Annotated in this window: 21 protein-coding genes, 1 rRNA gene and 1 pseudogene; 8 read left to right on the top strand and 15 right to left on the bottom strand. The window is 44.7% G+C overall.

What is annotated here, in order from left to right:
* The first annotated feature begins 18 nt into the window (after positions 1 to 18).
* Positions 19 to 1,248 carry a hypothetical protein gene (locus CQS04_RS04665; RefSeq protein WP_100353025.1) on the top strand — a complete coding sequence of 410 codons (1,230 nt, stop codon included), beginning with the start codon at positions 19 to 21 and terminating at the stop codon, positions 1,246 to 1,248.
* A 37-nt stretch (positions 1,249 to 1,285) separates the two neighbouring features.
* Here the strand turns inward: CQS04_RS04665 and nhaC are convergent, their stop codons facing one another.
* Together nhaC and CQS04_RS04655 are read right to left on the bottom strand one after the other, a co-directional pair.
* A complete protein-coding gene (gene nhaC, locus CQS04_RS04660; RefSeq protein WP_100353024.1) occupies positions 1,286 to 2,698 on the bottom strand; it encodes a Na+/H+ antiporter NhaC in 1,413 nt (470 codons plus the stop codon).
* 111 nt (positions 2,699 to 2,809) lie between these two features.
* Entirely contained in the window at positions 2,810 to 3,907 is a 1,098-nt protein-coding gene (locus tag CQS04_RS04655; protein WP_100353023.1) for an amidohydrolase, read from the bottom strand.
* Between the two features lie 85 nt (positions 3,908 to 3,992).
* Between CQS04_RS04655 and CQS04_RS04650 the strand changes: the two genes are divergently transcribed.
* On the top strand, positions 3,993 to 4,427 hold the full coding sequence (locus CQS04_RS04650) for a peptidylprolyl isomerase (RefSeq protein ID WP_100353022.1): 435 nt from the start codon (positions 3,993 to 3,995) through the stop codon (positions 4,425 to 4,427).
* A gap of 39 nt (positions 4,428 to 4,466) precedes the next feature.
* Here the strand turns inward: CQS04_RS04650 and CQS04_RS04645 are convergent, their stop codons facing one another.
* The 6 genes from CQS04_RS04645 to CQS04_RS04620 all read right to left on the bottom strand — a co-directional run bounded on the left by CQS04_RS04645 (position 4,467) and on the right by CQS04_RS04620 (position 12,971).
* Positions 4,467 to 6,461: a sensor domain-containing protein gene (locus tag CQS04_RS04645; RefSeq protein ID WP_100353021.1), complete on the bottom strand. Its 1,995-nt coding sequence runs from the start codon at positions 6,459 to 6,461 to the stop codon at positions 4,467 to 4,469.
* Positions 6,462 to 6,578: 117 nt separating this feature from the next.
* A complete protein-coding gene (locus CQS04_RS04640; RefSeq protein ID WP_100353020.1) occupies positions 6,579 to 6,932 on the bottom strand; it encodes a hypothetical protein in 354 nt (117 codons plus the stop codon).
* A gap of 362 nt (positions 6,933 to 7,294) precedes the next feature.
* Positions 7,295 to 8,251, bottom strand: a complete 957-nt coding sequence (gene trhO / locus CQS04_RS04635; protein WP_100353019.1) for an oxygen-dependent tRNA uridine(34) hydroxylase TrhO — start codon at positions 8,249 to 8,251, stop codon at positions 7,295 to 7,297.
* A 63-nt stretch (positions 8,252 to 8,314) separates the two neighbouring features.
* The gene (locus CQS04_RS04630; protein WP_100353018.1) at positions 8,315 to 8,767 is read right to left on the bottom strand and encodes a YaiI/YqxD family protein; all 453 of its coding nucleotides are present in this window, start codon (positions 8,765 to 8,767) and stop codon (positions 8,315 to 8,317) included.
* Between the two features lie 11 nt (positions 8,768 to 8,778).
* A complete protein-coding gene (locus CQS04_RS04625) occupies positions 8,779 to 11,826 on the bottom strand; it encodes an AAA family ATPase (RefSeq protein WP_100353017.1) in 3,048 nt (1,015 codons plus the stop codon).
* Positions 11,826 to 12,971: an exonuclease SbcCD subunit D gene (locus CQS04_RS04620; RefSeq protein ID WP_100353016.1), complete on the bottom strand. Its 1,146-nt coding sequence runs from the start codon at positions 12,969 to 12,971 to the stop codon at positions 11,826 to 11,828. The genes CQS04_RS04625 and CQS04_RS04620 overlap by 1 nt, the downstream gene beginning before the upstream one ends.
* Positions 12,972 to 13,105: 134 nt before the next feature.
* Between CQS04_RS04620 and putP the strand changes: the two are divergent.
* The 4 genes and pseudogenes from putP (at position 13,106) to CQS04_RS04600 (ending at position 17,590) form a co-directional block, all read left to right on the top strand.
* Positions 13,106 to 14,596 (top strand): annotated as a pseudogene (gene putP, locus CQS04_RS04615) (sodium/proline symporter PutP).
* A 136-nt stretch (positions 14,597 to 14,732) separates the two neighbouring features.
* Positions 14,733 to 15,764 (top strand): Delta(5) desaturase DesA, encoded by a 1,032-nt coding sequence (desA, locus tag CQS04_RS04610; RefSeq protein ID WP_100353015.1) that lies wholly within the window; start codon positions 14,733 to 14,735, stop codon positions 15,762 to 15,764.
* Positions 15,765 to 15,863: 99 nt separating this feature from the next.
* Positions 15,864 to 16,994 (top strand): sensor histidine kinase, encoded by a 1,131-nt coding sequence (locus tag CQS04_RS04605; protein ID WP_100353014.1) that lies wholly within the window; start codon positions 15,864 to 15,866, stop codon positions 16,992 to 16,994.
* Entirely contained in the window at positions 16,991 to 17,590 is a 600-nt protein-coding gene (locus tag CQS04_RS04600; protein ID WP_100353013.1) for a response regulator transcription factor, read from the top strand. The genes CQS04_RS04605 and CQS04_RS04600 overlap by 4 nt, the downstream gene beginning before the upstream one ends.
* Positions 17,591 to 17,601: 11 nt before the next feature.
* On the opposite strand, the gene CQS04_RS04595 is transcribed toward CQS04_RS04600, so the two are convergent.
* Genes CQS04_RS04595 through CQS04_RS04575 form a run of 5 tightly spaced genes read right to left on the bottom strand, consistent with a single transcriptional unit; the run spans position 17,602 to position 21,049 of the window.
* A complete protein-coding gene (locus CQS04_RS04595) occupies positions 17,602 to 18,405 on the bottom strand; it encodes a metallophosphoesterase (protein WP_100353012.1) in 804 nt (267 codons plus the stop codon).
* A 36-nt stretch (positions 18,406 to 18,441) separates the two neighbouring features.
* A complete protein-coding gene (locus CQS04_RS04590) occupies positions 18,442 to 19,158 on the bottom strand; it encodes a CBS domain-containing protein (RefSeq protein ID WP_100353011.1) in 717 nt (238 codons plus the stop codon).
* 9 nt (positions 19,159 to 19,167) lie between these two features.
* Positions 19,168 to 19,950 (bottom strand): ABC transporter permease subunit, encoded by a 783-nt coding sequence (locus CQS04_RS04585; protein WP_100353010.1) that lies wholly within the window; start codon positions 19,948 to 19,950, stop codon positions 19,168 to 19,170.
* Positions 19,947 to 20,849, bottom strand: a complete 903-nt coding sequence (locus CQS04_RS04580) for an ABC transporter ATP-binding protein (protein WP_100353009.1) — start codon at positions 20,847 to 20,849, stop codon at positions 19,947 to 19,949. Before CQS04_RS04580 ends, CQS04_RS04585 begins: the two co-directional genes overlap by 4 nt.
* Positions 20,846 to 21,049, bottom strand: coding sequence for a PLD nuclease N-terminal domain-containing protein (locus CQS04_RS04575; protein WP_100353008.1), 204 nt, complete (start codon positions 21,047 to 21,049; stop codon positions 20,846 to 20,848). The genes CQS04_RS04580 and CQS04_RS04575 overlap by 4 nt, the downstream gene beginning before the upstream one ends.
* A 162-nt stretch (positions 21,050 to 21,211) precedes the next feature.
* Between CQS04_RS04575 and CQS04_RS04570 the strand changes: the two genes are divergently transcribed.
* Both CQS04_RS04570 and ytvA read left to right on the top strand, forming a co-directional pair.
* Entirely contained in the window at positions 21,212 to 21,412 is a 201-nt protein-coding gene (locus CQS04_RS04570; RefSeq protein ID WP_100353007.1) for a CsbD family protein, read from the top strand.
* Positions 21,413 to 21,534: 122 nt separating this feature from the next.
* On the top strand, positions 21,535 to 22,311 hold the full coding sequence (gene ytvA, locus CQS04_RS04565) for a YtvA family blue-light photoreceptor (RefSeq protein WP_100353006.1): 777 nt from the start codon (positions 21,535 to 21,537) through the stop codon (positions 22,309 to 22,311).
* 361 nt (positions 22,312 to 22,672) lie between these two features.
* Here ytvA and CQS04_RS13720 read toward each other — a convergent pair whose 3' ends face one another.
* Positions 22,673 to 22,846, bottom strand: a complete 174-nt coding sequence (locus CQS04_RS13720) for a hypothetical protein (protein WP_165775457.1) — start codon at positions 22,844 to 22,846, stop codon at positions 22,673 to 22,675.
* Between the two features lie 120 nt (positions 22,847 to 22,966).
* Positions 22,967 to 23,082 (bottom strand): 5S ribosomal RNA (gene rrf, locus CQS04_RS04560).
* Positions 23,083 to 23,173 lie beyond the last annotated feature (91 nt).

Raw genomic sequence — 23,173 nt, 5'->3', positions numbered from 1 at the left:
GTGAAACGGGGTGATTTTTTGGCATTGACCATCGCTGTCGTAAGTTCTGAATTATTTGCTCCGAGAATTCGCGAATTGGCTTCTGAGTTCTCAGACATTCATTTTATTTATTATACGTATAAACATTCTACTGAAGCAAGAACCATCGCTAGCGACTTGCCTAATGTGGATGCTGTATTCTTCGCAGGGACTTTCCCTTACTACCATGCAAAATCTATACTGGACGAACGTCAACTGCCCGTCTATGTTATGAGACAAGATGAAGCGGTTGTTACAGCCACTTTATTGCAGGCAGGTTGGCTTCATCAAGTAGCTCCACAAGACATTTCCATAGACTTGACTGACCCCGTGCTTATCCATGAAATTGTTACTGAAATTTCACCTGGGCATACCATAGGTGCCGTCTTGCAGATCGACCCGAACATTTCCCAGCAAGCTGTCGTGCAGTTTCATTCTTATGCTCAACAAAGTGGCCGTGTTCGAGTAGCCATAACTAGCATCCATGCAGTTCACGAGGAATTAATCCAAAAAGGATACCGCTCTGTCTACATGCGAGAGCTGAAACGGACACTGGTTCGGGCACTCGCTCAGACAGCTTATTTAGCCCGGCTTTCCAAAAGTCAAAAAGCAGAGCCTGCAGTGATGCTCATCAGTAAATCTCATGCGGACCCTACATTTCATGCGACAATTCGTCGGCATGTCCAAGGATCTTGGTTTCCGTACAATGAGGATACAGATCAATTTATCACAACTCGCAAACACGTAGAATTCGTGATGGAACAATCTGAGTTCCGCGAATTTCTAGAGACATCTAGAGCTCGCACCGGGATTGGATATGGTCTCGACATTTTGACTGCGACACGTCATGCAGAAGACGCACTAGATTTTAGCAGCGAGGGCGGCATCTATATAATGGATGCACAGAAAAACTTATCAAGCCCTATGTCCTCTGAGCGCATCACCCTTCAGTTGACGCAACCCAATCAAGTGCTGCTCGCCAAACGGATGGGCCTAAGTCCAGCGAACCTGTCTAAACTGATTAGCTTTTATGCCATTCACCCCTCCAATCAGTTCACAGCTCAAGACTTGGAGAACTTTCTAGGTGTGACACGCCGTTCAACTGAACGAATCATCAAAAAATGCGTGGATCACAAGTTGGTAGTGGCAACTGGAGAAGAGATGACCTATCAACAAGGTCGTCCACGCACCATCTATACCTTCACCTTACCTGACTTTCTCACAGTATAAGAATAAAATCCGATCCGCAGAAGGATCGGATTTTTTGTTATGCGTTTTGTAGAGCCGTTTGCTGACGTACTTTTAGAATCGTAAATCCAGTGAACGCATAGACAATCGACAGTAATGGAACCACGAAGTTGAGTACAGCGTACGGGGCATACTCAAATGCACCTACTCCAAGTGTACCTAAAATGAACACTCCACATGTATTCCATGGGAAGAACACAGATGTGAGCGTCCCTCCGTCTTCAAGTGCACGAGACAGATTGCGTGAATCAAGCCCCATCTTCTCATAGCTTTCAGCAAACATACGAGCAGGTACCACTATAGAAATATATTGTTCAGAACAAGTTGCATTTGTTGTGATAGCTGCCGCAATAGTTGTAGCAACCAAAGAGCCCGCTGACTTAGCTAGGCGTAAAATATGGTTCATCATTGACTGTAGCATTCCAGAGTACTCTAAAATTCCTCCGAAAGTCATGGCAACAATGGTCATCGAAACAGTATACATCATCGAATCCAAGCCACCACGGTTGAACAAGTCGTCCACCAGAGCATTTCCCGAATCGATAACGTATCCAGCTTGTAGCGCAGACACTGCATCTGCTAAAGAACCACCTTGAACAAAGATTTGAGCCAGTACCCCAAGAACAATCCCTACTACTAAAGCTGGAATCGCAGGTACTTTTAAAGCAACCAAGACAATGACAGCAAGAGGAATCAGTAAAAGCCAAGCCGAAATATCAAATTGTTGGTTCAACTCAATGATTGTTTGATTGATGGCTTGTTGATCAATGGCTCCATTTGCGTAGTTTTGACCCAGCACCCAGTACACAGCAAGTGCAATGATAATCCCTGGAATTGTTGTATAAAGCATGTGACGAATATGTACAAATAAATCCGTTCCCGTTAAGCCAGACGCCAAGTTTGTCGTATCAGACAGTGGTGACATCTTATCTCCAAAGTAAGCTCCTGAGATGACAGCCCCTGCAATCATCGGAGCCGGAATTCCCATGCTGAGTCCAATACCCATACCAGCGACACCGATCGTTCCCATAGTTGACCAAGAGCTTCCGATAGCGAGAGATACGACCGCACAGATCAATGTGATCGTTACTAAGAAAAAGGCTGGAGAAATAATTTTTAGTCCGTAGAAAATCATAGTAGCTACAACACCACTTCCGATCCACGCTCCAATTGTAAGCCCTACCAAAATAATGATGACAACAGCAGGAAGCGCCAAGCGAATGCCTTTATACATCATCTCTTCAATTTCTGCCCATTTGAATCCGTGTTTCCAAGCAACGATTGCTGCAATTGACGTTCCAATAATCAGCGGAATATGTGGACCTTGTTCGAGTTCCACGATCGTGTAAAACATTACGAGAATCATCAGTACTAGTGGTAATACCGCCCACCCCAGTGCCATCTCTTTTTTCTCAATTTTCGGTTTCTCCATACGAACACCCCTTTGTCGTTAATATGTCGTTAATGGAGTAATCATATAAGTGTGACAGAATTTTGTCAATATAAAAAATAAGACATCGTTTTGTGGACGATGTCTCTTATCTTATTTCGCTGCTTTCCGTAAAACGCTAGCTAATACACGTGAAGCCTGCGGTAAGATGGACGTATCAAACGACATCTCCGGATGGTGCAACCCGTGCGTCATCCCTGCTCCAACCCCAATCATGGCCGCCTTGATTTCTGGACGACGAATCGTGTAAAAGTGGAAATCGTCACTCCCGGATGTATGGATTTCCGGCTCTAGTACAGAATCGCCTACTTCATTCAAGATACCCTGACGCGCCAGCTCAGCCGCTTCCGCCGAAACTTCTGCTCCTGGTGTCATGTCCTGCCATTCCCACTCGATGGTAACGTCAAACTGCTGACCTATGGCACGCAACTTCCGCTCGACTTGTTCTTTGATCTCTGTCAGCACGTCATTTTTCTGAGCACGAGCATCGATAGCAAACGATGCTTGCCCGGGAATGATGTTCAAGCTGTCTCCTCCGGCATGAATGTTCGTCAATTTGACAGAATAGGAGTCAAACGGCGAAAAGTAAAGGTTTTTTAGCATCTGGTGGATAGAGAACACGACATCAATGCTGTTCTTTCCTTGATGAGGGCGAGCGCCGTGTGCATCTACTCCATGAATCTTCCCTTGTAAAAACATCGCTGCTCCGTGATGAATGGCTGGCGAATACTTTCCATACTCGAGTTCTTCTGCCGGTCGCAGATGCACACCAAATAGATGCGTCACGCCTTCTACTGCTCCTCGGTCAATCATGGAGTTAGCACCGTTGCCTTTTTCTTCCGCTGGCTGGAAGATAAACCGGATCGTCTTCGAAAACGCTTCGTCTTTCACTTCTAGAAGGGCTCCTAACACCATGGCCATATTGGCATCGTGTCCGCAGGAGTGATTGGCTTGAAACACACCGCCCACTTCTTGCCACAAGGCATCGATGTCTGCACGAATGGCAATGACCTCTTCACCTTCACCGATTTCAGCGACAAGTCCTGTCACGTCCTCAAACGTGCGGTAGCTCACGTTCAACTCGTCCATGATCTGAGCCAACTTGTTGGTCGTCTTGATCTCGTTCCAGCTCACTTCTGCATTTGTATGAAAATGTTGGTACCACTCTAAGATCTGCTGTTCTCTGCTCATCGTCTTCCCCCGTGTCTCGTTTTTGTATCGCTCGCGTTCCATGCTATACTAGTACTGATGATAATTTGAAATGGAGGACTTTTCAATGGCGAAAACAGGTTACTTTTTAATGGAGTCTGGCGACAAGCTAGAATTCGAACTTTTTCCAAATGAAGCACCGAACACAGTAGCAAACTTTGAACAGCTTGCTAACTCTGGTTTTTATGACGGCGTAATTTTCCACCGTGTCATTCCAGGATTCGTTTCTCAAGGTGGCGACCCAACTGGTACAGGTATGGGTGGCAGCGGCAAAACAATCAAATGTGAGACGGACGGCAATCCACACAAACACGAGCCAGGTAGCCTTTCCATGGCACATGCTGGTCGTGACACAGGCTCTAGCCAGTTCTTCATCGTTCACGAGTCTCAACCACATTTAGATGGCGTTCATACTGTATTCGGGAAATTGACTTCTGGTTTAGAAGCAGCTCGCAGTATGTCTAATGGCGACAAAATGAAAGAAGTTCGTGTAAACGGTTAAACCACAAAAAACCAGTTCGGGCAGCAGCCTGAACTGGTTTTATTCATTTACAAGCAGGCGTTGTAAGAAAGTCGTCGCTTCTTCTGCTGGTATAGGTTTAGAAAAATAATAGCCTTGCATCAGCATGCATTCTCGAAGCTGCAAATAGTGAACTTGCGCTTCCGTCTCTACACCTTCAGCTACTAAATCAATGCCCAGTCGTAAGCTGAGGAGGACAAGAGAGTCCAAGACGGCTTCTCCTTTTTCTGATTCTCCAATATAGTCAATAAACGATTTATCGATTTTAATTTTATCGATCGGAAACTCACTAATATAAGAAAAATTGGAGTAACCGCTCCCAAAATCATCAATCGCGATACGGAATCCATTTTCTTGCAGGAGACGTAGCTTTTGTTGAATAAAAGGGGATTCGAAGAGCTGCATGTTTTCCGTCAACTCTAACTCTAAAAGCCCGTCTGCAACTCCGCACTCTTTCTTGATTTTTACTAGAAATTCACAAAAAGAATCTTCGGAGACAAGCTGTGAAGTGACGTTAATAGAGAGCATACCTCGATACCCACAGTGGTGCTGCCAGTAGATGAAATCCTTTAGAGCGTGTTGAATCAGTCCTTCTGTTAGGGCTTGTAGCTGAGCCGACTCTTCTGCAATCGGAATGAACTCTTGGGGAGAGATGAATCCGAGCGTCGGATGGAACCATCTTGCAAGCACCTCCAAGCTCACCACTTGCTGGACCACAGTGTCGAGCTCCGGTTGATAATGCGGCAACAAGTGCCCCGCTTGTAGGGCAGGTAACAACTCTTTCTCAAGTCGTAACCGGCGATTCCAGCTCTCCGCCATGGATGTAGAGTAGTACATCCAGTGGGTCTGCTTAATTTTTTTTGCTTCGTACATGGCCATGTCACTCTTAGTAATCAAGTCGTCTACACTCGTCGCATCTTGAGGATAGAGAGCAATCCCGATAGATGCTGTCACATGGAAGCCGTTCACTCCTTGTAACCAGAAAGCATCATGAAAACAGCTGGCAATACGCTCGGCTTCTTGATCCAGCTGTTCTTCATCGAGATAGTCTGTTTTAATGACGAACTCATCTCCTCCAAATCTACTGATAAAAAACTCAGGTCCTAGCTGAGTTTTTAATCGAGAAGCTACTTGCTGGAGCAATTCATCTCCCTTATCATGACCGTAAACGTCATTGATCATTTTGAAGTCATTTAAATCCAAGAAAAAAATGCCCAACTTCTGTTGTTCCTTAATTTTGGCAGTAAGTTCTTTATAGAGATGCATTCGATTCGGCAGTCCCGTCAAATGGTCAAAATGTGCCGTTTCCCAAAGCTTGAATTCTTTTTGCTTCTTGTCTGTTACGTCTTTAAAGTACACCGAGATGCCACCTGATCCACGAGGATAAATATGTATTTCAAACCACGCTTCAAGAGGTGGATAAAATTGTTCCATTACACGACTTTGCTCAGACTTCAAGACAGCGAGATAAGCCGGGTAAATAGCGGTTTTCTTCGCTTCCGGAAAGACTTCCCACATATTTTTTCCAATCAAGTCTTCTTTTGAGCGTCGTAAGAGCGTAGCTGCTTGGTCATTTAAATAAACAAATCGCCATTCCGGATCGAGTGCGTAAAAAGCATCCGTCATACTTTCTAACACATCATAAACTTCCCGACGCTGTTGCTCTTCCTTTGTAATGTTCCGGTGAGAGATCACTGCTCCCACAACGACTCCTTGTTCTTTTAAAGGGGTCACTCGCATTAAATACCACTGATCTTCACGGGGAGAAGGACAAGCATAACTAGAATCATAAAATGGGAGTGAGCCGCTCAGCACATCACGAATCCCGGCGGCCTCTTCGAAAGAGCCTGTTGCCGTTAAAAGCGAGAGATAGTTGCGGTCAATATCGGTGTAATCTTTCGGCGCGCCATTCTCTCTGGCGAATCGTTTCCAAGCTGAGTTGGTAGCATAGATTTTGCCGTCTGTATCAATTAACGCAATATTTTCTTGAAACGCATCTAACAGGGCCTGCTCCATCTTCTCCCCTCCTTTTGTCCTATTATACGTCTCTTTCAAATGTTTGTAATCTTTTAGTGCGGACAAAAAATAGCCTTCTCTTCATTCATGTACTGAATAAGAAAAGGCTAGGTAAGATTAGTTGGCATATGATGTGATTTCACGGTTGAATAGTACAAATCCTTCCTTGTCCGAGTCTAATAAGCAACGGCGTGCCACGAGTTGGTGTTCCGCATCAATCCGAATTTTCACTTCGTCTGTTGTACGCTGCTTCAAATTGGTCAGTCCTTCTGACAATTGTTCTACTTCATTTGACGTTTTCAAATTGAAAATATTTTCTCCTGTAAACAATGGGGCTGTTTCCAATTGATTGAGATGGTATAAGTCCCATTCCGGGTTTGTATATAAAATGGTGCCGTCGGGAGCGACGATTGCTGCTTGATCCATTAGCACTTCCATAAAGTTTTCTATAAAAAATCCGATTTTCTCCATTACCCTCACTCCTGCTAGATCCTTGTGTTGCGGTGGATCGTATCCCGCTTAATTATTATTAGTATAGCCTTATTTGCAATTATTTAAACGTTTGTGTATAATAAGCCACTTTTCTGACAAATTGGAAATAACTAGGCCTTTAAAAGGCAAAGAAAAAGGAGCTTTCTCTATTTTGAGAAACTCCCTTTTGCTTGTTCTATTGTGTGTAGGGGAAGCGTTCCGCGGGCGCGGGCTGAGCCAAAATCGAGTTGCGAACGCCAGAAATCCCCATCAAAACCATTCACCCCTACACACTTTTCATTTTGTTGTCTTTAATTTTTATTTGTGGAATGAAATGAGTTACATTCCAGTCTCTTTAAAAATCACTTTACGTCTGCTGTTTCAAGTGCAGCTAAACGCTCTTCCACTTGCTCTGGAGTCATGTTGTGCTCGACTATATAGCGGTTACGTGGATGCGTACGGCACTCGTGTGAACAAGAACGCATGTATTTGTGTTCGTTTTCTTCTGAGCATAAAATCTTGTCATTACATTCTGGGTTTGCACAGTTCACGTAGCGCTCACATGGCGTGCCGTCAAAGATGTCTTTTCCGACAATCACGTGTTCTACGCGGTTGATTGGCACCGCAATGCGATTATCAAATACGTACATTTGACCATCCCATAGCTGTCCTTTTACTTCAGGGTCTGTTCCGTATGTGTGAATACCACCGTGTAATTGGCTTACATCTTCAAAGCCTTCACGTTTCAACCAGCCAGAGAACTTTTCACAGCGGATACCGCCTGTGCAATACGTCAAAATCTTTTTGCCTTCGAGCTTGTCTTTGTTGTCTTTGATCCATTGTGGCAGATCACGGAAGTTGCGAATATCTGGACGTACCGATCCACGGAAGTGGCCAAGGTCGTACTCATAGTCATTACGAGCATCTAAAACGATTGTATCTTCTTGTTGCATCTGCTCGTAGAATTCTTTAGGTGACAAATACGTTCCCGTCAATTCATTCGGGTTGATATCGTCTTCTAGACCTAAATGAACAATTTCTTTTTTCGCACGGACGTGCATCTTTTTGAATGCATGACCTTCTGCATCATCCATTTTCCACATGATGTCTTTGAAACGCTCGTCGTTATTCATCATTTCCATATAAGCATCGGTCTGCTCGATTGTACCTGAGCATGTACCGTTGATTCCTTCGTGAGAGACAAGGATACGGCCTTTCAAGCCAATCTCCTTACATGCCGCTAAATGTTCTGCAGCAAATGTTTCCGGGTCTTCGATTGCGACATATTTATAATAAAGTAATACACGATACTGTTCCATTTTCGTTTGTTCCACCTTTAGTTTTATTCATCATAGTAGTATATCAAAAGTTCATCAAAATTTCTAGATGAATTCCTTATTTTGTAGGCGGAACACCAAATGTTCAAATTTTTGTTGAAAATGCTGATTGGCTTCTTTGCTGCGCTTCTTAGGACCCTTCATACGTCCGCCGGCTTGACGAATCTTCTTAGCCAAATGGCGGCGTTCGAGCATTCCCAAGATGTTGTCGTTCGTATATTCATAGCCGTTCTGATCGATGACGTACCCACCGCGAGCAAGAACCATGGCAGCGAGCCCATAGTCTTGTGTCACGACAATATCGCCTTTGTCCATATGATTGACGAGGACGAAATCCACAGCATCTGCTCCTTTTGAGACGGTGATGGTCTCTGCACCTGGACGTTCCATCACATGAGCCGTATCACAGATCAGCAAGACGGGCACACCTAGCTTGTGGCCGCTCTGAATCACTTCGTTGACGACAGGACAGCCGTCTGCATCTACTAAAATGCGCATGGCGCCTCCTCCTATCCTATCTGAAAGTAGGTCGAGCTCGTCCCACTTGCTGATTTCTTCACTCGTAATTGTGCAGGAATGGCAGCTTGCAATTCTTTCACGTGCGAGATGACACCGATCAAACGGCCTGTTCGTTGCAATTGCACGAGCGCTTCGATAGCTTTTTGAAGAGATTCTTCATCAAGAGAGCCAAATCCTTCATCAATGAACATCGTATCGATTTGAATCCCCCCGTTCATCTCTTGCATCACATCGGCCATTCCAAGCGCCAAGCTGAGAGAGGCATGGAACTTTTCGCCTCCAGACAAGCTTTTCACGTCACGGAACTGACCTGTATACCCGTCGTACACATCCAGCTGCAGGCCACTCTGTTTGCCGTGGCTCTCTTGGCGATCACTTCTCACCAAGCGGAACTGGCCACCCGATAGGGTCTCCAGGCGCTGATTCGCTGCTTCTGTAATTTGTTCTAAATACGCGATGAGCATATAACGCTCGAAGGATAACTTTTTGTTGTTTTGCCCCCGAAGCGCATCATATAGGGCTGTTGCGGTAGCAAGCTTCGCCTCCGTATCTCCCATTTTTTCTTTGAGTACGGTCAACTGCGCGACGAGGCGTTCGGTCGCTTGAATTTTACTTTGCAGTGATTGAGACAGGTCTTTGAGCTCGTCCCAGGCGGCTTTCGCTGCTGTAACTTTTTGTTGCTGCTCTTCAAGAGGCACTTCTTCTTGATGTCCTTCCAATTCATGTTCAAGGATGGTACGCTCCGTAGTCACTTGTTGGACTTGTCGGTCATACTCTTCTACGTCTTGTTTGAACCGGGCAAGCTCGTGCTTAGGAACGACAGCTTGTTTGAACGCATCTTCCTGACTAAACTCGTATTCTGAAAGAGCTTGTTGCCAAGCTGTTGTAGCCCGTTGCTGTTCCGTAGTTAGTTCTTGAAGTTGCTTGCGTTCCCACTCAGTCTGCTGTTGCAGCAACTGGAACGCGTCTTTAAGTTGACTATAACGCTCTTGTAGTTGTTGCCATTCCTGCATCACTTGCTGAACTTGCTGTTGCTTATCTGCCAAATGGCGTTTCGCTTTATCTAATGCGTTCTCATCTGTTTGATCTCCTAACGCTTGCAACTGACCTATGAGACGTTGCCATTCTTCTGACAGTGAGGCAAGCTTCCGTTGTTTCTCCGGAAGTTGTTCTTTCAATTGCTTCTGTTGTGCGCGAAGTGGACGACCTTCTGCCATGCAAGCATCTGCTTGCTTCCGTTTCTGGTTGAGCTCTTCAATCAACTGCTGCTGGCGATCGAATTGACCTTGCAGGTCTGCACTCTGTTTCAAGACGTCTGCGTGTCCTTCTTCAAACGAACGCAGATCTTGTTGTAAACGTTCCTGTTCAATCGTGAGACGCAACTGACGAGCTGTTGCTTCTTGCAGCTGCTTCTCTACTGTCGCCTGTGAATCATGCGACGAATGGTCTGTTGATACCGCTGGCGCAGGGTGCTCTGTAGCCCCACAAACTGGGCATGGTCGCCCGTCGTGGAGATGCGTCACGAGCTGCAGCGCGAGTTCATTCGCTTGTTGCTGCTGCACTTCTTGCCATGCATCAGCTGCAAGTTGTTTCTGACGAGTGGCTTCTAGTAAATCCGCACCCAGTTTTTCAAGCTGCTTCTTTTGATTTTCATACTGCTCTACTTGTTGAAGCTGTTCTTTGATTTTTGCAAGTTTCGTCGTTTCTTCCGGTATTACCTTGCTCTCGCCCTGTAGCAGTTGGTACTGATCGACTAAATACTGCAGCCTCTCATCAATTTGCTGTAACTGCAGTTCCAATTGTTCGACTTCAGTACGTTGTTGATGATGCGTTGTGGCCAGACGGCGCTCTTGCAAGACAAGCTGTTGCCGCTCCTCAAGTTGTGCAATCCGTTGTTGCAGTTGGTCTACTTCTCGGCGAAGCTCGTGGCGCGCTTCTTCTTGCCCTTTCGCTGTCTGATACTCTTTGTCAGTTTGTTGGAACGCTTCCGTCGTTTGGTTCAGGCGTTTTTCTAAGTCTGCCACTTGCTCGCTTTTCGACGCCACTTGCTGTACCGCTTTTTGGCGGGCTTCATAGACATGATGAATCTGCTGAGCACGCTGTGCTGCTTCTAACCGAGTGCGTACCTGTTCAATTAGAGGACGTTGCCTTACGAGCTTCTCTTGCTTTTCAATTAATACGGCTAAACGCGTCCGCTTTGCGACCATCCACTCGAGTTGCTGCAAAAGCTTTTGTTCGGATTGAAAGAGGGACCACGCTTGCTGTTCTTGCTCAATGGACTGTCTGTACTCTGTCTGCGCCGTTTCGAGTCCTGCTCCAAATGCCGCGTCGATTTGGTAGAGATTCGGTTCCGCCTGACGAAACGTCTCTTGCTCTGGATAAAGCCCTGCCGCTTGATTGACGAGCATCGCGAGTACTGCCCGGTGTTGCTGTGAGGAATCTAGAAGCTGTTGACGGCGTTCTTTCAAGAAGTCGTTCATTTTCTGGAAGCGTTCTGTACGGAATAACTTCCTGAGAATGACTTCTTTTTGATCGGTCGACGACGTCAAAAACTTCCGGAACTCGCCTTGAGGCAGCATGACAATCTGATGGAACTGATCTGCAGTCATTCCTACGAGTTCCATCAGCTTTGTATTGATTTCTCTTACCGTGTAGCGTTCAACGAGAGGAATATCGCCTTCCCCTGTTTGTTCAACCAGCTCGTATTTCTCTCCCGTCGCTGTTTTATTTCCTGCTTTGACGTGAGCCATCTGACGGAAGATGCGAATAACCTTGCCTCGTACTTCAAACGTCAACTCAACCGCTGTATGCAAATCGTCCGGTGCAAAGTCACTGCGCAACATGCGCGTATCTTGACGGTCTTCTCCGCTTCCGGTGCCAAACAAGGCGAAAGACAACGCATCAAAGATACTCGTCTTTCCTGCACCCGTAGGACCTGCAATTACAAACAATGTATGCGGATCAAGCTCAGAAAAGTCGATAGTCTCTTGCTCTCGGTAAGGTCCGAAAGCCGTCATTTTTAAATATAAAGGACGCATCAGTTGTCCCCCTCCTTCTCGGCATAATGCCAAGCTTCTTGGAAGAGCTCGGTCATCGCATCGTCTGGTTCATGACTAGTGATTTCTTGAAGAAAGGCTGTGAACAAAGCCTTCTCGCTGAGCTGCTGACGCTCTTTTAAAGGCACCGCTTGCTGCCCGTCGAAAGCGACCAGCTGACGCTCTACATGTAATGTATTTGGATATACCGTACGCAGCTGTTCCATCGGTGATAAAATAGGCCCTTCATCGAGAAGTTTGACGATGACGTAATCCTCACTGATTGCGTGCTGCAACAAGTCTTGTAATTTCCCTTCAACTCGGCGCATAGCCCGACGTGGTATCAGAGCAACTGATTCAATCTGTACAGATCCATCAGCAGCAAGTTCTACAAAGAGGACACCTTTTTCTGCCCCTGCTTCAGACAAGGCATAGGTCATCGGACTACCGGAAAACCGGATATGGTCCATCCCGCAATGATGCGCTCGGTGCAAGTGACCCAGGGCCGTATAATGGAACTTCTGAAACAACTGGGCAGAGACATATTCCGCTCCTCCGATAGCTAAAGGACGTTCTGCTTCACTCGTGTTGTCTTCCGGCTCCCCGTAAGGCGTGACGAATGCATGACCGACAAATACATGGCGGACTCCTTCTTCAAGGGGCATACACGTATCGAGGATGCGCTCCATTGCTTGCTGGTGATTCATTGACTGATCTTCTTCTAATCGAAACTTCACCTGTGCAGGATCAAGGTAGGGAACTAAATGAAAATCCACTGGCCCTGACGCATCTTCTATCCGAACCTTTTGCTGTCCAGGCACCCAGTCACCTACAAGATGCAGGCCTGATGATTTCATAAAGCTCGAGCCGAAATGCACACGCCCCGGGCTATCGTGATTCCCTGTTACCGCCAGAAACGGGATTTTGCGTACTTCTACCACCTCATGGAGCCACTCCCCAAACAATTGAATCGCTTCGACTGGTGGAATAGCACGATCGTAAATATCGCCTGCCATGACAATGACGTCTGGACGTCGTTCGTCAATAACACGTAGCATTTCCCACAACATGTGACGTTGATCTTCGAGAAGCGAAATTCCCTGTAACCATTTTCCTAAATGCCAATCAGCTGTATGTAAAATTTTCATATGATGTCTCCTTCTGTAAACGGGTTTGTAGTCCAGTTCTTTCCTATATGAATATAATAGTTTTTTCTAGTCAAAAGGCTCTATACAGAATGCAATATACTTGTTACTATGAATTTGAAAAGGAGGTTATTCATATGTCAGCAGAAATTTATCAGATTATTGCCATAATTATCTATATGGTTGCGATGCTTGTTATCGGTTATTATGCTTACCGCAAGACAACCAACCTGAACGACTATATGCTTGGAGGACGTGATCTTGGTCCCGCTGTAACTGCTTTAAGTGCAGGAGCTGCCGATATGTCCGCATGGCTACTCATGGGTCTTCCAGGTGCCATCTATCTTTCTGGTCTTACAAGTGCGTGGATTGCCATCGGTCTTACTATCGGTGCTTACTTGAACTGGGTGTTTGTTGCACCACGTCTTCGTGTCTATACAGAAGTATCTAGTAACTCCATCACAATCCCTAGTTACTTAGACAACCGTCTAAAAGGGAAATCCGCGTTACTTCGTATTGCTTCAGGTATCATCATTTTACTATTCTTTACGTTCTAAGTATCGTCTGGAATGGTAGCAGGTGGGAAATTCTTTGAAAGTTCATTTGGATTAGATTATCATGCAGGTTTATTGATTGTTTCAGCAGTTGTAGTAGCCTACACATTATTCGGAGGCTTCCTAGCTGTAAGTTACACAGACTTCTTACAAGGTCTGATGATGTTCATCGCCTTGATCCTTGTTCCAGCAATCGGAATCATCGCTTTAGGTGGATTTGGTGAAACGGTTGATGCCATTCAAGCTGTTGAACCAAATCACTTCAGCTTATTCGCAGGAACTACAGTACTTGGTATCATCTCGACAGCTGCTTGGGGTCTTGGCTACTTTGGTCAACCTCATATTATCGTTCGTTTCATGGCAATCAAATCGGCTCGTGAAGCAAAATCAGCTCGTCGTATCGGAATCGGCTGGATGATCTTCAGCTTGCTTGGTGCTATCGCTACAGCTTTAGTTGGGGTCGCGTACTTCAACCAAGCGGGTCAGACACCACTTGATAAAGCGACTGCAGAAACTGTATTCATCTTACTAGGTCAAGCTGTGTTCCATCCGTTCATCGCGGGTCTAATGCTTGCGGCTATCTTAGCGGCAATTATGAGTACAATCTCTTCTCAATTGATTGTTACTTCTTCCGCTTTAGTAGAAGACTTATACAAAAAAGTCATCAAATCAGATGCAGAAGATAAAACGTATGTACTTTATGGACGTATTGCTGTACTAGCAGTTTCTCTCTTTGCAGGCTTCCTTGCTTGGGAACAAAATGAAACGATTTTAGGTCTAGTTGAGTTTGCTTGGGCTGGATTCGGTGCTTCTTTCGGACCGGTCATCCTACTTTCTCTTTACTGGAGAAAGCTAACGTCTCAAGGTGCTCTAGCTGGTATGATTACAGGTGCTACCGTAGTAGTCGTTTGGGCGAACATCGAGGTACTAAAATCAGCTATGTATGAAATCGTACCTGGATTCATCTTGAGCTTGATCGTAGCAGTTGTTGTAAGTATCATCACTTACAAACCAAACCCAGCTATTGACGAAGAATTTAACGAAACAAACCGTTTAATCAACGAAAACAAATAAGATTTACAAAAGCTCTCGCTTAGGCGGGAGCTTTTTTCATGACACTTGTCATGTCGGATTGCTTACATCTGTTTCTACTAGCTGGTCCTAATCTTTCGTATGCTTACTGTAGAACATTTCGATCAGGAGGCATCACATGGACAAACAGCGCATTCGCGAGCTTCGGAAGCAAGTGGCTCCCTTTGAAAAATCACAACTTAATAAAAGTATTTTCCAAGTCATCAATACAATTTTACCGTTATTTTTAGTTTGGACACTTGCGTATTTGGCCTTTGATATTTCGGTTTGGTTAAGTGTCGGACTGGCTGTCATTGCAGCAGGCTTTATGGTTCGCACATTTATCATCTTCCACGATTGTACACACGGATCGTTCTTTAAAAACAAAAAAGCAAACAACATCATGGGGAACATCACAGGAATCTTAACGTTATTCGCTTATGAAAAGTGGAAACGCGAGCACTCGATCCACCACGCTACAAGCAGTAACCTCGACAAGCGAGGCACAGGCGACATGTGGGTCATGACAGTTGAAGAGTATACAGAAGCGACACCAGGACAACGTCTTGCATACCGCTTGTACCGCAACCCACTTGTCATGTTCGGTCTTGGACCACTTTACTTGTTCTTAGTATCTAGCCGCATCAACCGTAAAGATGCACGCTCTAAGGAACGTTGGAACACACACTTTATCACATTAGCTGTTGTTGTACTTTACACTCTTGCCGGATTCTTACTTGGATGGAAAGAGTTCGCAATCATTCAAGGGACGACTGTTTATGTAGCTGGCGTACTTGGTATCTGGTTGTTCTACGTGCAGCACCAATTTGAAGATTCGTATTTTGAAGAAGAGGCAGAATGGGATTACGTGAAGGCCGCAGTAGATGGCAGCTCGTACTACCAGCTTCCAAAAGTACTTCAGTGGTTGACTGGAAATATAGGCTACCACCACGTGCACCACTTAAGCCCACGTGTTCCGAACTATTTACTTGAAGAAGCGCATGAGAACACACCACCGCTTCAAAAAGCGACGACAATCACATTGACGACTAGCTTGACTTCATTGAAGTTCCGTCTCTATGACGAAGCTGCTAAAACATTCATCTCGTTCAAAGATTGGAAGCAGCGCCAAATGAGCACTCGCACCACGACTTCTCAAGTCAAAGGCTGACCCTTCCCCTATACTGAAGAACACTCTATACTAGAGGAAGCAGAGTAGTGCTTGCCTGGTCACTCTGTGGCCAGGCTATTTTTTATGGGAGGTGGACACATGCCGAAATGGTATCAGCTGTTCCCACGGTCTCCATGGCTCAGTCTGTATGCCTGGATCGTGTTTTGTGTCCTGCCTTTCTTCTTCTTATTCCGCTCTACCGGCTGGGAAGAGATTGTTCTTGGACTTAGTTTACTTGGCTTATTTTTCTTACTATATCGTTTTTCGTTTTTCTTAAAAGGAACGCTGTTTTATATGGCTGTGTTACTGGAAATTGCAGTAGCCTCCGCGATGACCTTGTTGTTCGGCTACGTCTATCTGAGTATTTTCTTATCGTTTTTCATAGGCTTCATTGAAAGCAAGACCCGCTTTTTCGTCTTATACGGAATTCACATTCTTGCCGTGACTCTTAGTGTTGTATTCGGCTTTTTCTTAGAATTTGATGTCTTTATGTCTTACTTGCCCTTCTTGATCATCAGCTTGATTGGGATTGTATTATTACCTTTTGCAACGTTCTCTAAAGCTCGTCAGGATTATTTGACCGGTGAGCTAGAAGATGCCCATGAGAAGATTGCACGTATGAGTGTAATAGAAGAGCGTCAGCGGATTGCTCGCGACTTACATGATACGCTTGGTCAGAAGCTGTCTCTGATTGGTTTGAAGAGTGAACTCGCGTCTAAATTGATGGACAAAGATCCTGAACGTGCAAAAAAAGAATTAAGAGAAGTACAGCAGACGTCTCGCCTTGCTTTAAAAGAAGTTCGGGAGCTCGTGTCCACAATCCGTACCGTGCATTTTGAAGACGAAGTGGAGGCCGCCTCACAACTACTGGAAGCGGCAGATATCCAGTTTATTCGTGAAGGTGGTCGTGTAAACGATAATTTGCCTCTGCTGATTGAATCAATTTTGAGCATGGCACTGAAAGAGGCTGTGACGAACGTTGTCAAACATAGTCAGGCTTCTTACTGCCGTGTCAATTTAAACAGTGCCTCCCAACTGACTGTGCTTCAAGTGGAAGATGATGGGATTGGCGATGAAACCAGAAGTTATATTGAAGGAAATGGACTTGCGGGTATGCGCGAACGAATTGAATTTGTCAACGGCTCGCTCACGGTGGAACAGCACAGCGGAACGCGTCTGACGATTGCCGTTCCTCACGTAGCCCCACAGAGAAAGGATGAATCGTTATGATACGGATTGTACTTGCCGAAGACCAGCGCATGCTGCTCGGTGCTCTAGGCTCCCTGTTAGAACTTGAAGAGGATATGGAAGTCGTGGGCCTTGCGAGGGACGGCGAAGAGGCGTTACAACTAGTAGAAGACTTGTCTCCAGATATTTGTATCACGGACATTGAGATGCCTAACTTGACGGGGCTTGAACTTGCAGAAAAACTGAAGGACCATCCCTGCAAAGTGTTGATTCTGACGACGTTTGCGCGCTCTGGCTACTTTGAGAAAGCTCGTCAGGCAGAAGTTGATGGCTATTTGATCAAGGACAGCCCTAGTGAAGAGCTTGCCTATGCAATCCGCTCCATTCTTGGAGGACGCAAAATGTACTCTCCGGAGCTGATGGAGCTGGCATTTGATGCGCCAAATCCTTTGACTGAGAGGGAACTGCAAATTATGGAGCTGATGGCAGAAGGAAAAAGCTCAAAGGAGATTTCTTCTGTGTTGTTTCTATCATCAGGGACCGTACGCAACTACATATCCGTAATTTTGGACAAACTTCAAGTGAGCAATCGCATTGAAGCCATCTCCAAAGCAAAAGAAAAAGGCTGGTACAAGTGACCAGCCTTTTGTCATGGAGTTAAAGTAACCGTAACGATTTCCGGGCGGTTGAAGATGCGTACGGGAAATAAGCTATTTCCTAAGCCGCGACTTACAATCATCTGTGTCTCTCCCTCTTCATACACACCCGCTGTATATTGCGGGAAAAATCCTTGTCCTGGAGCAATGAGTCCGCCAAGACCGGGGATTCTGATTTGTCCTCCGTGGGCGTGTCCTGTGAACACCAGGCTCTCCCCATTCATCACATACTCTTCAAAGACTTCAGGCCTGTGAGACAGTGTAAGACGCGGGAATTCCGTTCGCGGATGTTTTGCAAGCGCGTCTGTGACGGAAATCCCGTTCAATGGGTCATCGATGCCGAAAATCTCGATGGTCTGCCCTTCGAGTGTTACGGCCTCTACTTCATTGGAGAGCACCGTCACACCAAGCTGTGAAAGGCTTGATTTAATTTGATCGACCTTCCCTGTCGCAATTTCATGATTGCCTGTCACATAATAGACAGGTGCCAGTTCCACAAAGCCTTCAACTACTTCAAGGCTTTGCTTTAGGTTGTAGCGATTGCTGTCGACAATATCGCCTGTAATAAAAATTAGATCCGGCTCTTGTTTAGCGACTTTAGCAATCAGTTCCTGCTGCGCTTCACCAAATGTGGCGTCGTGAAGGTCAGATATTTGTACTACTCGAAGACCTTCTAGCTCCTCTGGAAGCCCTGGGAGGCGAATCTCCTGCTGGGTCACCGCTATAGTAGTATTTCCGATATAGGTGATAATGACGAAAGCGACAACAATCGCTACAAATCCTAAAAGTTTTTTCATATGTCAATCCTTGTTGAATTATTTCCCGGGAAATAGTTAGTTCAGTTTTAAAATATCAAACGGTGTCACAATTCCGAGTAAATCGCTCGATGCCGCCCCATCTTCCGTGATTAACAGTGCTTCTAGACGATGACCTCGTGTCAATTCGGTCTTGAACATCTCTTCTGCCACGTAAGCCGATGTATCTCCACTAATGAAACGATGATTGTCTCGTTTGTTTTCGTGGACGAGAATGTCTTCTAATGTCGTTTTTCGTAGTGAAATCGTATCTTCACGCAAGTTACTGGCCAAAAAGGCAGTAATTCCGACAGGTGTTACAAGTCCTTTGAACTCAGAACCTAGATAGACCGGAAACTGGTTAAATTTTTTCTCTCGAATGATCTTTAATGCATAACTCAACGAATCTCCGAGTTGAAACGTCAATACATCTCGCCGAAATATCTCGCCGACCGAATTTGGATGCATGAGTGCCTGTTCGATTTCTTCCATCTTCGCCACTACATCGTCATGTGGCTCTGCAATAACATACTCAGTAGATGTCCGGTGATGAACGATGGCATTTCGAAGGTCTCCATATTCTCGAAGATCCGCCTCGTATCTCCGGATGACAGCACTTTTCTTTTTAGCCATATCAATCAGTCGAAAGAATGAATGATGTTCTTTGGCTCCAGACAGTTCTTTCATTTCTTGATCGATTCGGTTATAAGCTGAAATGAATCGGTCCGAGTTTCGTTCTTTAGCTGCTTGCTCCATATGCCCACCTCACAACGTGACTTTTGCTGCTCGCTTCTTTGCAATTAGTATAGACAGCGTAACGCAAACAATCACTAAAAGTACAGCAATAGCTATAGTCCACCAAAGATCGGCGTTAGGCGCATCTCCTGCCATCAACATCGCTGCGTACGAATACAGTTTCCAAGGTGTCCACGGCCAATAACGAAGGATCAATCCATCAATCATCGGGAAGAATACAATCAAGAAGATGGACAACGCTGTGGCAATCCCTGGCGAGAATAGTGCACTCATCAGCAGTGTCATACTTAATGCGACGACAATCCATAGCGAATAGATCCCGATCATGCCAAAAAACTTAGCGAGAGAAAATTCACCAAATAGTAGATGAATGTAATACGCACTTGCACTGATACCAACAACAAAGCTTGCAAGTAGAAGAAGCAAACTATTGCTCCATTTGCTTAAAATATAAGAACTGTAGGAAAGCGGACGCACATAAAGAAACGCTGCAGTCCCGTTCTTCCTCTCTTTGGCTACAAGTCCTGAAAAAGCAAACGCGATAATCAGCATGCCAATGAATTGATATTGACCTAATGCTGAACCAAAAATCTGTCCAGGTGTCATCTCAGGTAACTGAAACACCGCTCCGTCTGGCATATTGCCAGCAGACTCTAATATTTGTGGCAAGAAGTATGTCGTGATGGGTTCCATAATCCCTAACAGAATAAAGACGATTGGAATCCATACCCACTTTAAACTGCGCACACTTTCTTTCCATTCTTTTTGAAAGAGGACAGTGAACTGACTCATTTGCCATTCACCACCTTTAAGAAGATTTGTTCAAGAGACGCACGAGCGCGCTCGACCTTATTAACAGGAAGACCCGAATGTACAATGCTTTCAAGCACTTGTTGCATCGCCGGCTGCTCCTCATTAATCGAGATATAGACCTGTTCGTTCTCTTGGTGAGCAGGAAGTGGTGATGCGTCAACAAACTGTGCCGCATCTTCAACAGATGCAAAATGTACTTCATAATGCGCTTCTTCGTACTTTTGCTGAATATCTGTTAGAGATCCTTGTTCAATCAATTTCCCTTTTCTTAAAAACAGCAACTGATCGGTCATCTCTTCTGCATCGTTTAAAATATGAGTAGAGTAAAGAATTGTCGTTTTGTGTTGTAGTTCTTTGATCAAGTTTAGAAGCTCGCGACGTCCTAAAGGATCTAGCGCTGAGACAGGCTCGTCTAAAAACAAGAAAGTCGGCTTATGTACTATAGCTTGAGCCAAGCCCAGACGTTGCCTCATCCCTCCAGAAAACCCACCAATCTTCTTTTTCTTCGCATCCCCAAGTCCTACGAAGTCAAGCGCCTTTTCAGACTCATGACGTGCTGATTTTGCCTCAACTCCACTTAAACGAGCAGCCATCTCCAAATACTCGAGAGGGTTCATCCAGCCATAAAATTTAGGATATTGCGATAAGAATCCAATCTTGTTGCGAAAGTCTTGATTCGCTTTTCCATTTACTACAACCATGCCTGAAGTCGGTTCAAGCAAATGGGTTAGCATCGATAAGGTGGTCGTCTTCCCTGCACCATTCGGGCCGATAAGAGCTGTAGCCGTGTTGGGCTCAAGTGTGAACGTCACATCATCCACAACGGTCTCGTTCCCAAACCTTTTAGTTAAGCCTTCCACATAAATCAATCCGCTCATTGAGTTCTCCTCCCTACGATGAAATACACGATGGGCCCAATGATGTTTCCAAAGACAATAATCAGAGCCCACAACCACTTCGGTCCATTGGTCGCTGGAATACGAACTAAATCAATAAGTGCAACTAGTAATAATATGAATTGAAGAAGAATAATTGGGGCAACCAATGCCCACGGAATATCTGTTAATGCTGCTTCCATAGCAATTCCTCCTTTTCTACAGTCTACTACTTAGTACGTTTATTAAAAGCGAGCGTTTCATAATACATCAAGAATATGCACAAATCCCACTATTGTTTGATTCTAAGAGAGTGGGGTATTTTAATTCTAGAACTAGTAAGAAAAATAAAGGAGGAATTTATAATGGCAAAAGACGGATTTTCGAATAAAGTAGAAGGCAAACTAGAGAAAGTTTCTGGTAAAGTGAAAGAAACAATTGGCGATGCTACAGATAACAAATCGCTAGAACGCGAAGGAAAAAAAGAGCAACTTAAAGGAAATGTTCAGGAAAAGGCTGGACAAGTACAACAAAACTTTGAGGACTTGACGAAAGATCGTCGTTAATAAAGTTAAAAACTTAGAGATCAATAGATTTCTAAGTTTTTTCAACTTTAAACTGTAATAGATACAGTACAATAAACTAGAGAGACGAGATAAGATACTTTTTTAGAAGTGGAGTTCAGAACATGAATCAGTTAGATCAAACAACTCAAAATCAGTTATTTGAAGCACTCTTAAACAGCAGTCAAATTGCCAATGTTATCACAGATCCTAACCAACCAGACAATCCTATTATTTATACCAATAAGTTTTTTCTTGAACTCACTGGCTATGAATCTTCTGAGATACTAGGAAGAAACTGCCGATTTTTGCAAGGGGCAAAAACAGATACCTACACTGTAAACCTCTTGAGAAATGCTATTGAGCAACAGAAGGAAGTCACTGCCACCCTGCAAAACTATCGTAAAGACGGCACTACCTTTTGGAATCGACTTCATATAGAACCCATTCACATTGGGAACACACTCTTCTTTATGAGCTCTCAGCACGATATCACAAAAGAAATAGAGCAGCGCGCCCTACTTAATGAGAAAGAAAAAGAAATTACAAATCAACTCCTCCCTATCATTCCTCTAAATGAAACAACTAGTATTTTAGCTTTAGTAGGAAAAATGAACAAAGAGCGATTTCAGGTGTTGATCTCAAAATTGAGTTCCTATGTTCAAAAAACTTCCACTTTCCATGTGATTGTTGATATCACCGGTGCTATTTGGGAAGAAGAATTTTTCCACCACGATTTATTAATGATTCAAGATGTCTTACGTTTGATGGGTAGCCACCTGCTCGTAACAGGCATTACCCCTAAAACCGCTATTCAATTAGTTACAACATCTCAACAGGAAAATTCATTTACCACGTTTTCATCTGTGGAGCAGGCTCTTGCCTATTTAGAAACTCTTTAACAAATTTATACTCTGTCGTCATTAAATATGAACAGATTAGTAGTCTCTTGCTCACATTTTAACTACTCGTAAAGAATAGCATTTAATTAATATGAGCGAAATAATTAGTAAATCTGCTTGCATCTTGAGATGTAGGCTTTTCTATTTGAATCGACGAAGAGATTTATCAAGTTTCTAGGCACGGCTTTACTACTTAAGGACTTTCTAGAAAGGACGGGTTTGAGGAATTCATTCATTTGAGGGAATTTTTCATTGTTCGGCTATGGAAAAAACTTGCGGTGATCTAAAAAGTGGGGCCAGCGATTGCTGCTTTGGTGCGAATCGTCGGCAGATTGGTCTGAATCGGAGGCAGATGTTGATTTTACGTCGGCAGATGACGCTTTTTCGTCGAGACCTGCATGGAAGCATCTGTACCAGTCGTTTCCACTACATATGCTCTTGCTAGAAAGGCCCTTCCACCATTAAAGGACTTTCCTTTCGCATCAACGATGGTATCGAGCTCCGGACGCCAGAAATCCACATAAAGATCATTCATCCCAACCGAGGCAAAGTACGCCTCAATTAGGACGCCTGATCTTTATGAAATTTCTTGAGCGGCGTCCTGCGCATCTAAGCATACAAAAAAGGCCATCCCTCTCGGGATGACCTTCGTGTTGCCCAGCGACGTCCTACTCTCACAGGGGGAGACCCCCAACTACCATCGGCGCTGAAGAGCTTAACTTCCGTGTTCGGTATGGGAACGGGTGTGACCTCTTCGCCATCATCACTGGACATGAGCCTGTTCGCTCAAAACTGGATAGAACTTCATTGATCTTTTTGGTTAAGTCCTCGATCGATTAGTATTCGTCAGCTCCACACGTCG

Source organism: Chryseomicrobium excrementi (assembly GCF_002798305.1).
GTDB lineage: Bacteria > Bacillota > Bacilli > Bacillales_A > Planococcaceae > Chryseomicrobium > Chryseomicrobium excrementi.
This window is presented reverse-complemented; position numbering and strand designations above follow the sequence as displayed.

What these genes read in the sequence shown, in the direction of transcription:
- desA (WP_100353015.1), top strand. Translation starts at nt 14,733, where the DNA reads ATGGACAAACAGCGCATTCGCGAGCTTCGGAAGCAAGTGGCTCCCTTT.
- trhO (WP_100353019.1), bottom strand. Translation starts at nt 8,251, where the DNA reads ATGGAACAGTATCGTGTATTACTTTATTATAAATATGTCGCAATCGAA.
- CQS04_RS04620 (WP_100353016.1), bottom strand. Translation starts at nt 12,971, where the DNA reads ATGAAAATTTTACATACAGCTGATTGGCATTTAGGAAAATGGTTACAG.
- CQS04_RS04630 (WP_100353018.1), bottom strand. Translation starts at nt 8,767, where the DNA reads ATGCGCATTTTAGTAGATGCAGACGGCTGTCCTGTCGTCAACGAAGTG.
- CQS04_RS04580 (WP_100353009.1), bottom strand. Translation starts at nt 20,849, where the DNA reads ATGAGCGGATTGATTTATGTGGAAGGCTTAACTAAAAGGTTTGGGAAC.
- ytvA (WP_100353006.1), top strand. Translation starts at nt 21,535, where the DNA reads ATGAATCAGTTAGATCAAACAACTCAAAATCAGTTATTTGAAGCACTC.
- CQS04_RS04625 (WP_100353017.1), bottom strand. Translation starts at nt 11,826, where the DNA reads ATGCGTCCTTTATATTTAAAAATGACGGCTTTCGGACCTTACCGAGAG.
- CQS04_RS04605 (WP_100353014.1), top strand. Translation starts at nt 15,864, where the DNA reads ATGCCGAAATGGTATCAGCTGTTCCCACGGTCTCCATGGCTCAGTCTG.
- CQS04_RS04645 (WP_100353021.1), bottom strand. Translation starts at nt 6,461, where the DNA reads ATGGAGCAGGCCCTGTTAGATGCGTTTCAAGAAAATATTGCGTTAATT.
- CQS04_RS13720 (WP_165775457.1), bottom strand. Translation starts at nt 22,846, where the DNA reads ATGAATGATCTTTATGTGGATTTCTGGCGTCCGGAGCTCGATACCATC.
- CQS04_RS04585 (WP_100353010.1), bottom strand. Translation starts at nt 19,950, where the DNA reads ATGAGTCAGTTCACTGTCCTCTTTCAAAAAGAATGGAAAGAAAGTGTG.
- CQS04_RS04595 (WP_100353012.1), bottom strand. Translation starts at nt 18,405, where the DNA reads ATGAAAAAACTTTTAGGATTTGTAGCGATTGTTGTCGCTTTCGTCATT.
- CQS04_RS04575 (WP_100353008.1), bottom strand. Translation starts at nt 21,049, where the DNA reads ATGGAAGCAGCATTAACAGATATTCCGTGGGCATTGGTTGCCCCAATT.
- CQS04_RS04600 (WP_100353013.1), top strand. Translation starts at nt 16,991, where the DNA reads ATGATACGGATTGTACTTGCCGAAGACCAGCGCATGCTGCTCGGTGCT.
- nhaC (WP_100353024.1), bottom strand. Translation starts at nt 2,698, where the DNA reads ATGGAGAAACCGAAAATTGAGAAAAAAGAGATGGCACTGGGGTGGGCG.
- CQS04_RS04590 (WP_100353011.1), bottom strand. Translation starts at nt 19,158, where the DNA reads ATGGAGCAAGCAGCTAAAGAACGAAACTCGGACCGATTCATTTCAGCT.
- CQS04_RS04570 (WP_100353007.1), top strand. Translation starts at nt 21,212, where the DNA reads ATGGCAAAAGACGGATTTTCGAATAAAGTAGAAGGCAAACTAGAGAAA.
- CQS04_RS04650 (WP_100353022.1), top strand. Translation starts at nt 3,993, where the DNA reads ATGGCGAAAACAGGTTACTTTTTAATGGAGTCTGGCGACAAGCTAGAA.
- CQS04_RS04655 (WP_100353023.1), bottom strand. Translation starts at nt 3,907, where the DNA reads ATGAGCAGAGAACAGCAGATCTTAGAGTGGTACCAACATTTTCATACA.
- CQS04_RS04640 (WP_100353020.1), bottom strand. Translation starts at nt 6,932, where the DNA reads ATGGAGAAAATCGGATTTTTTATAGAAAACTTTATGGAAGTGCTAATG.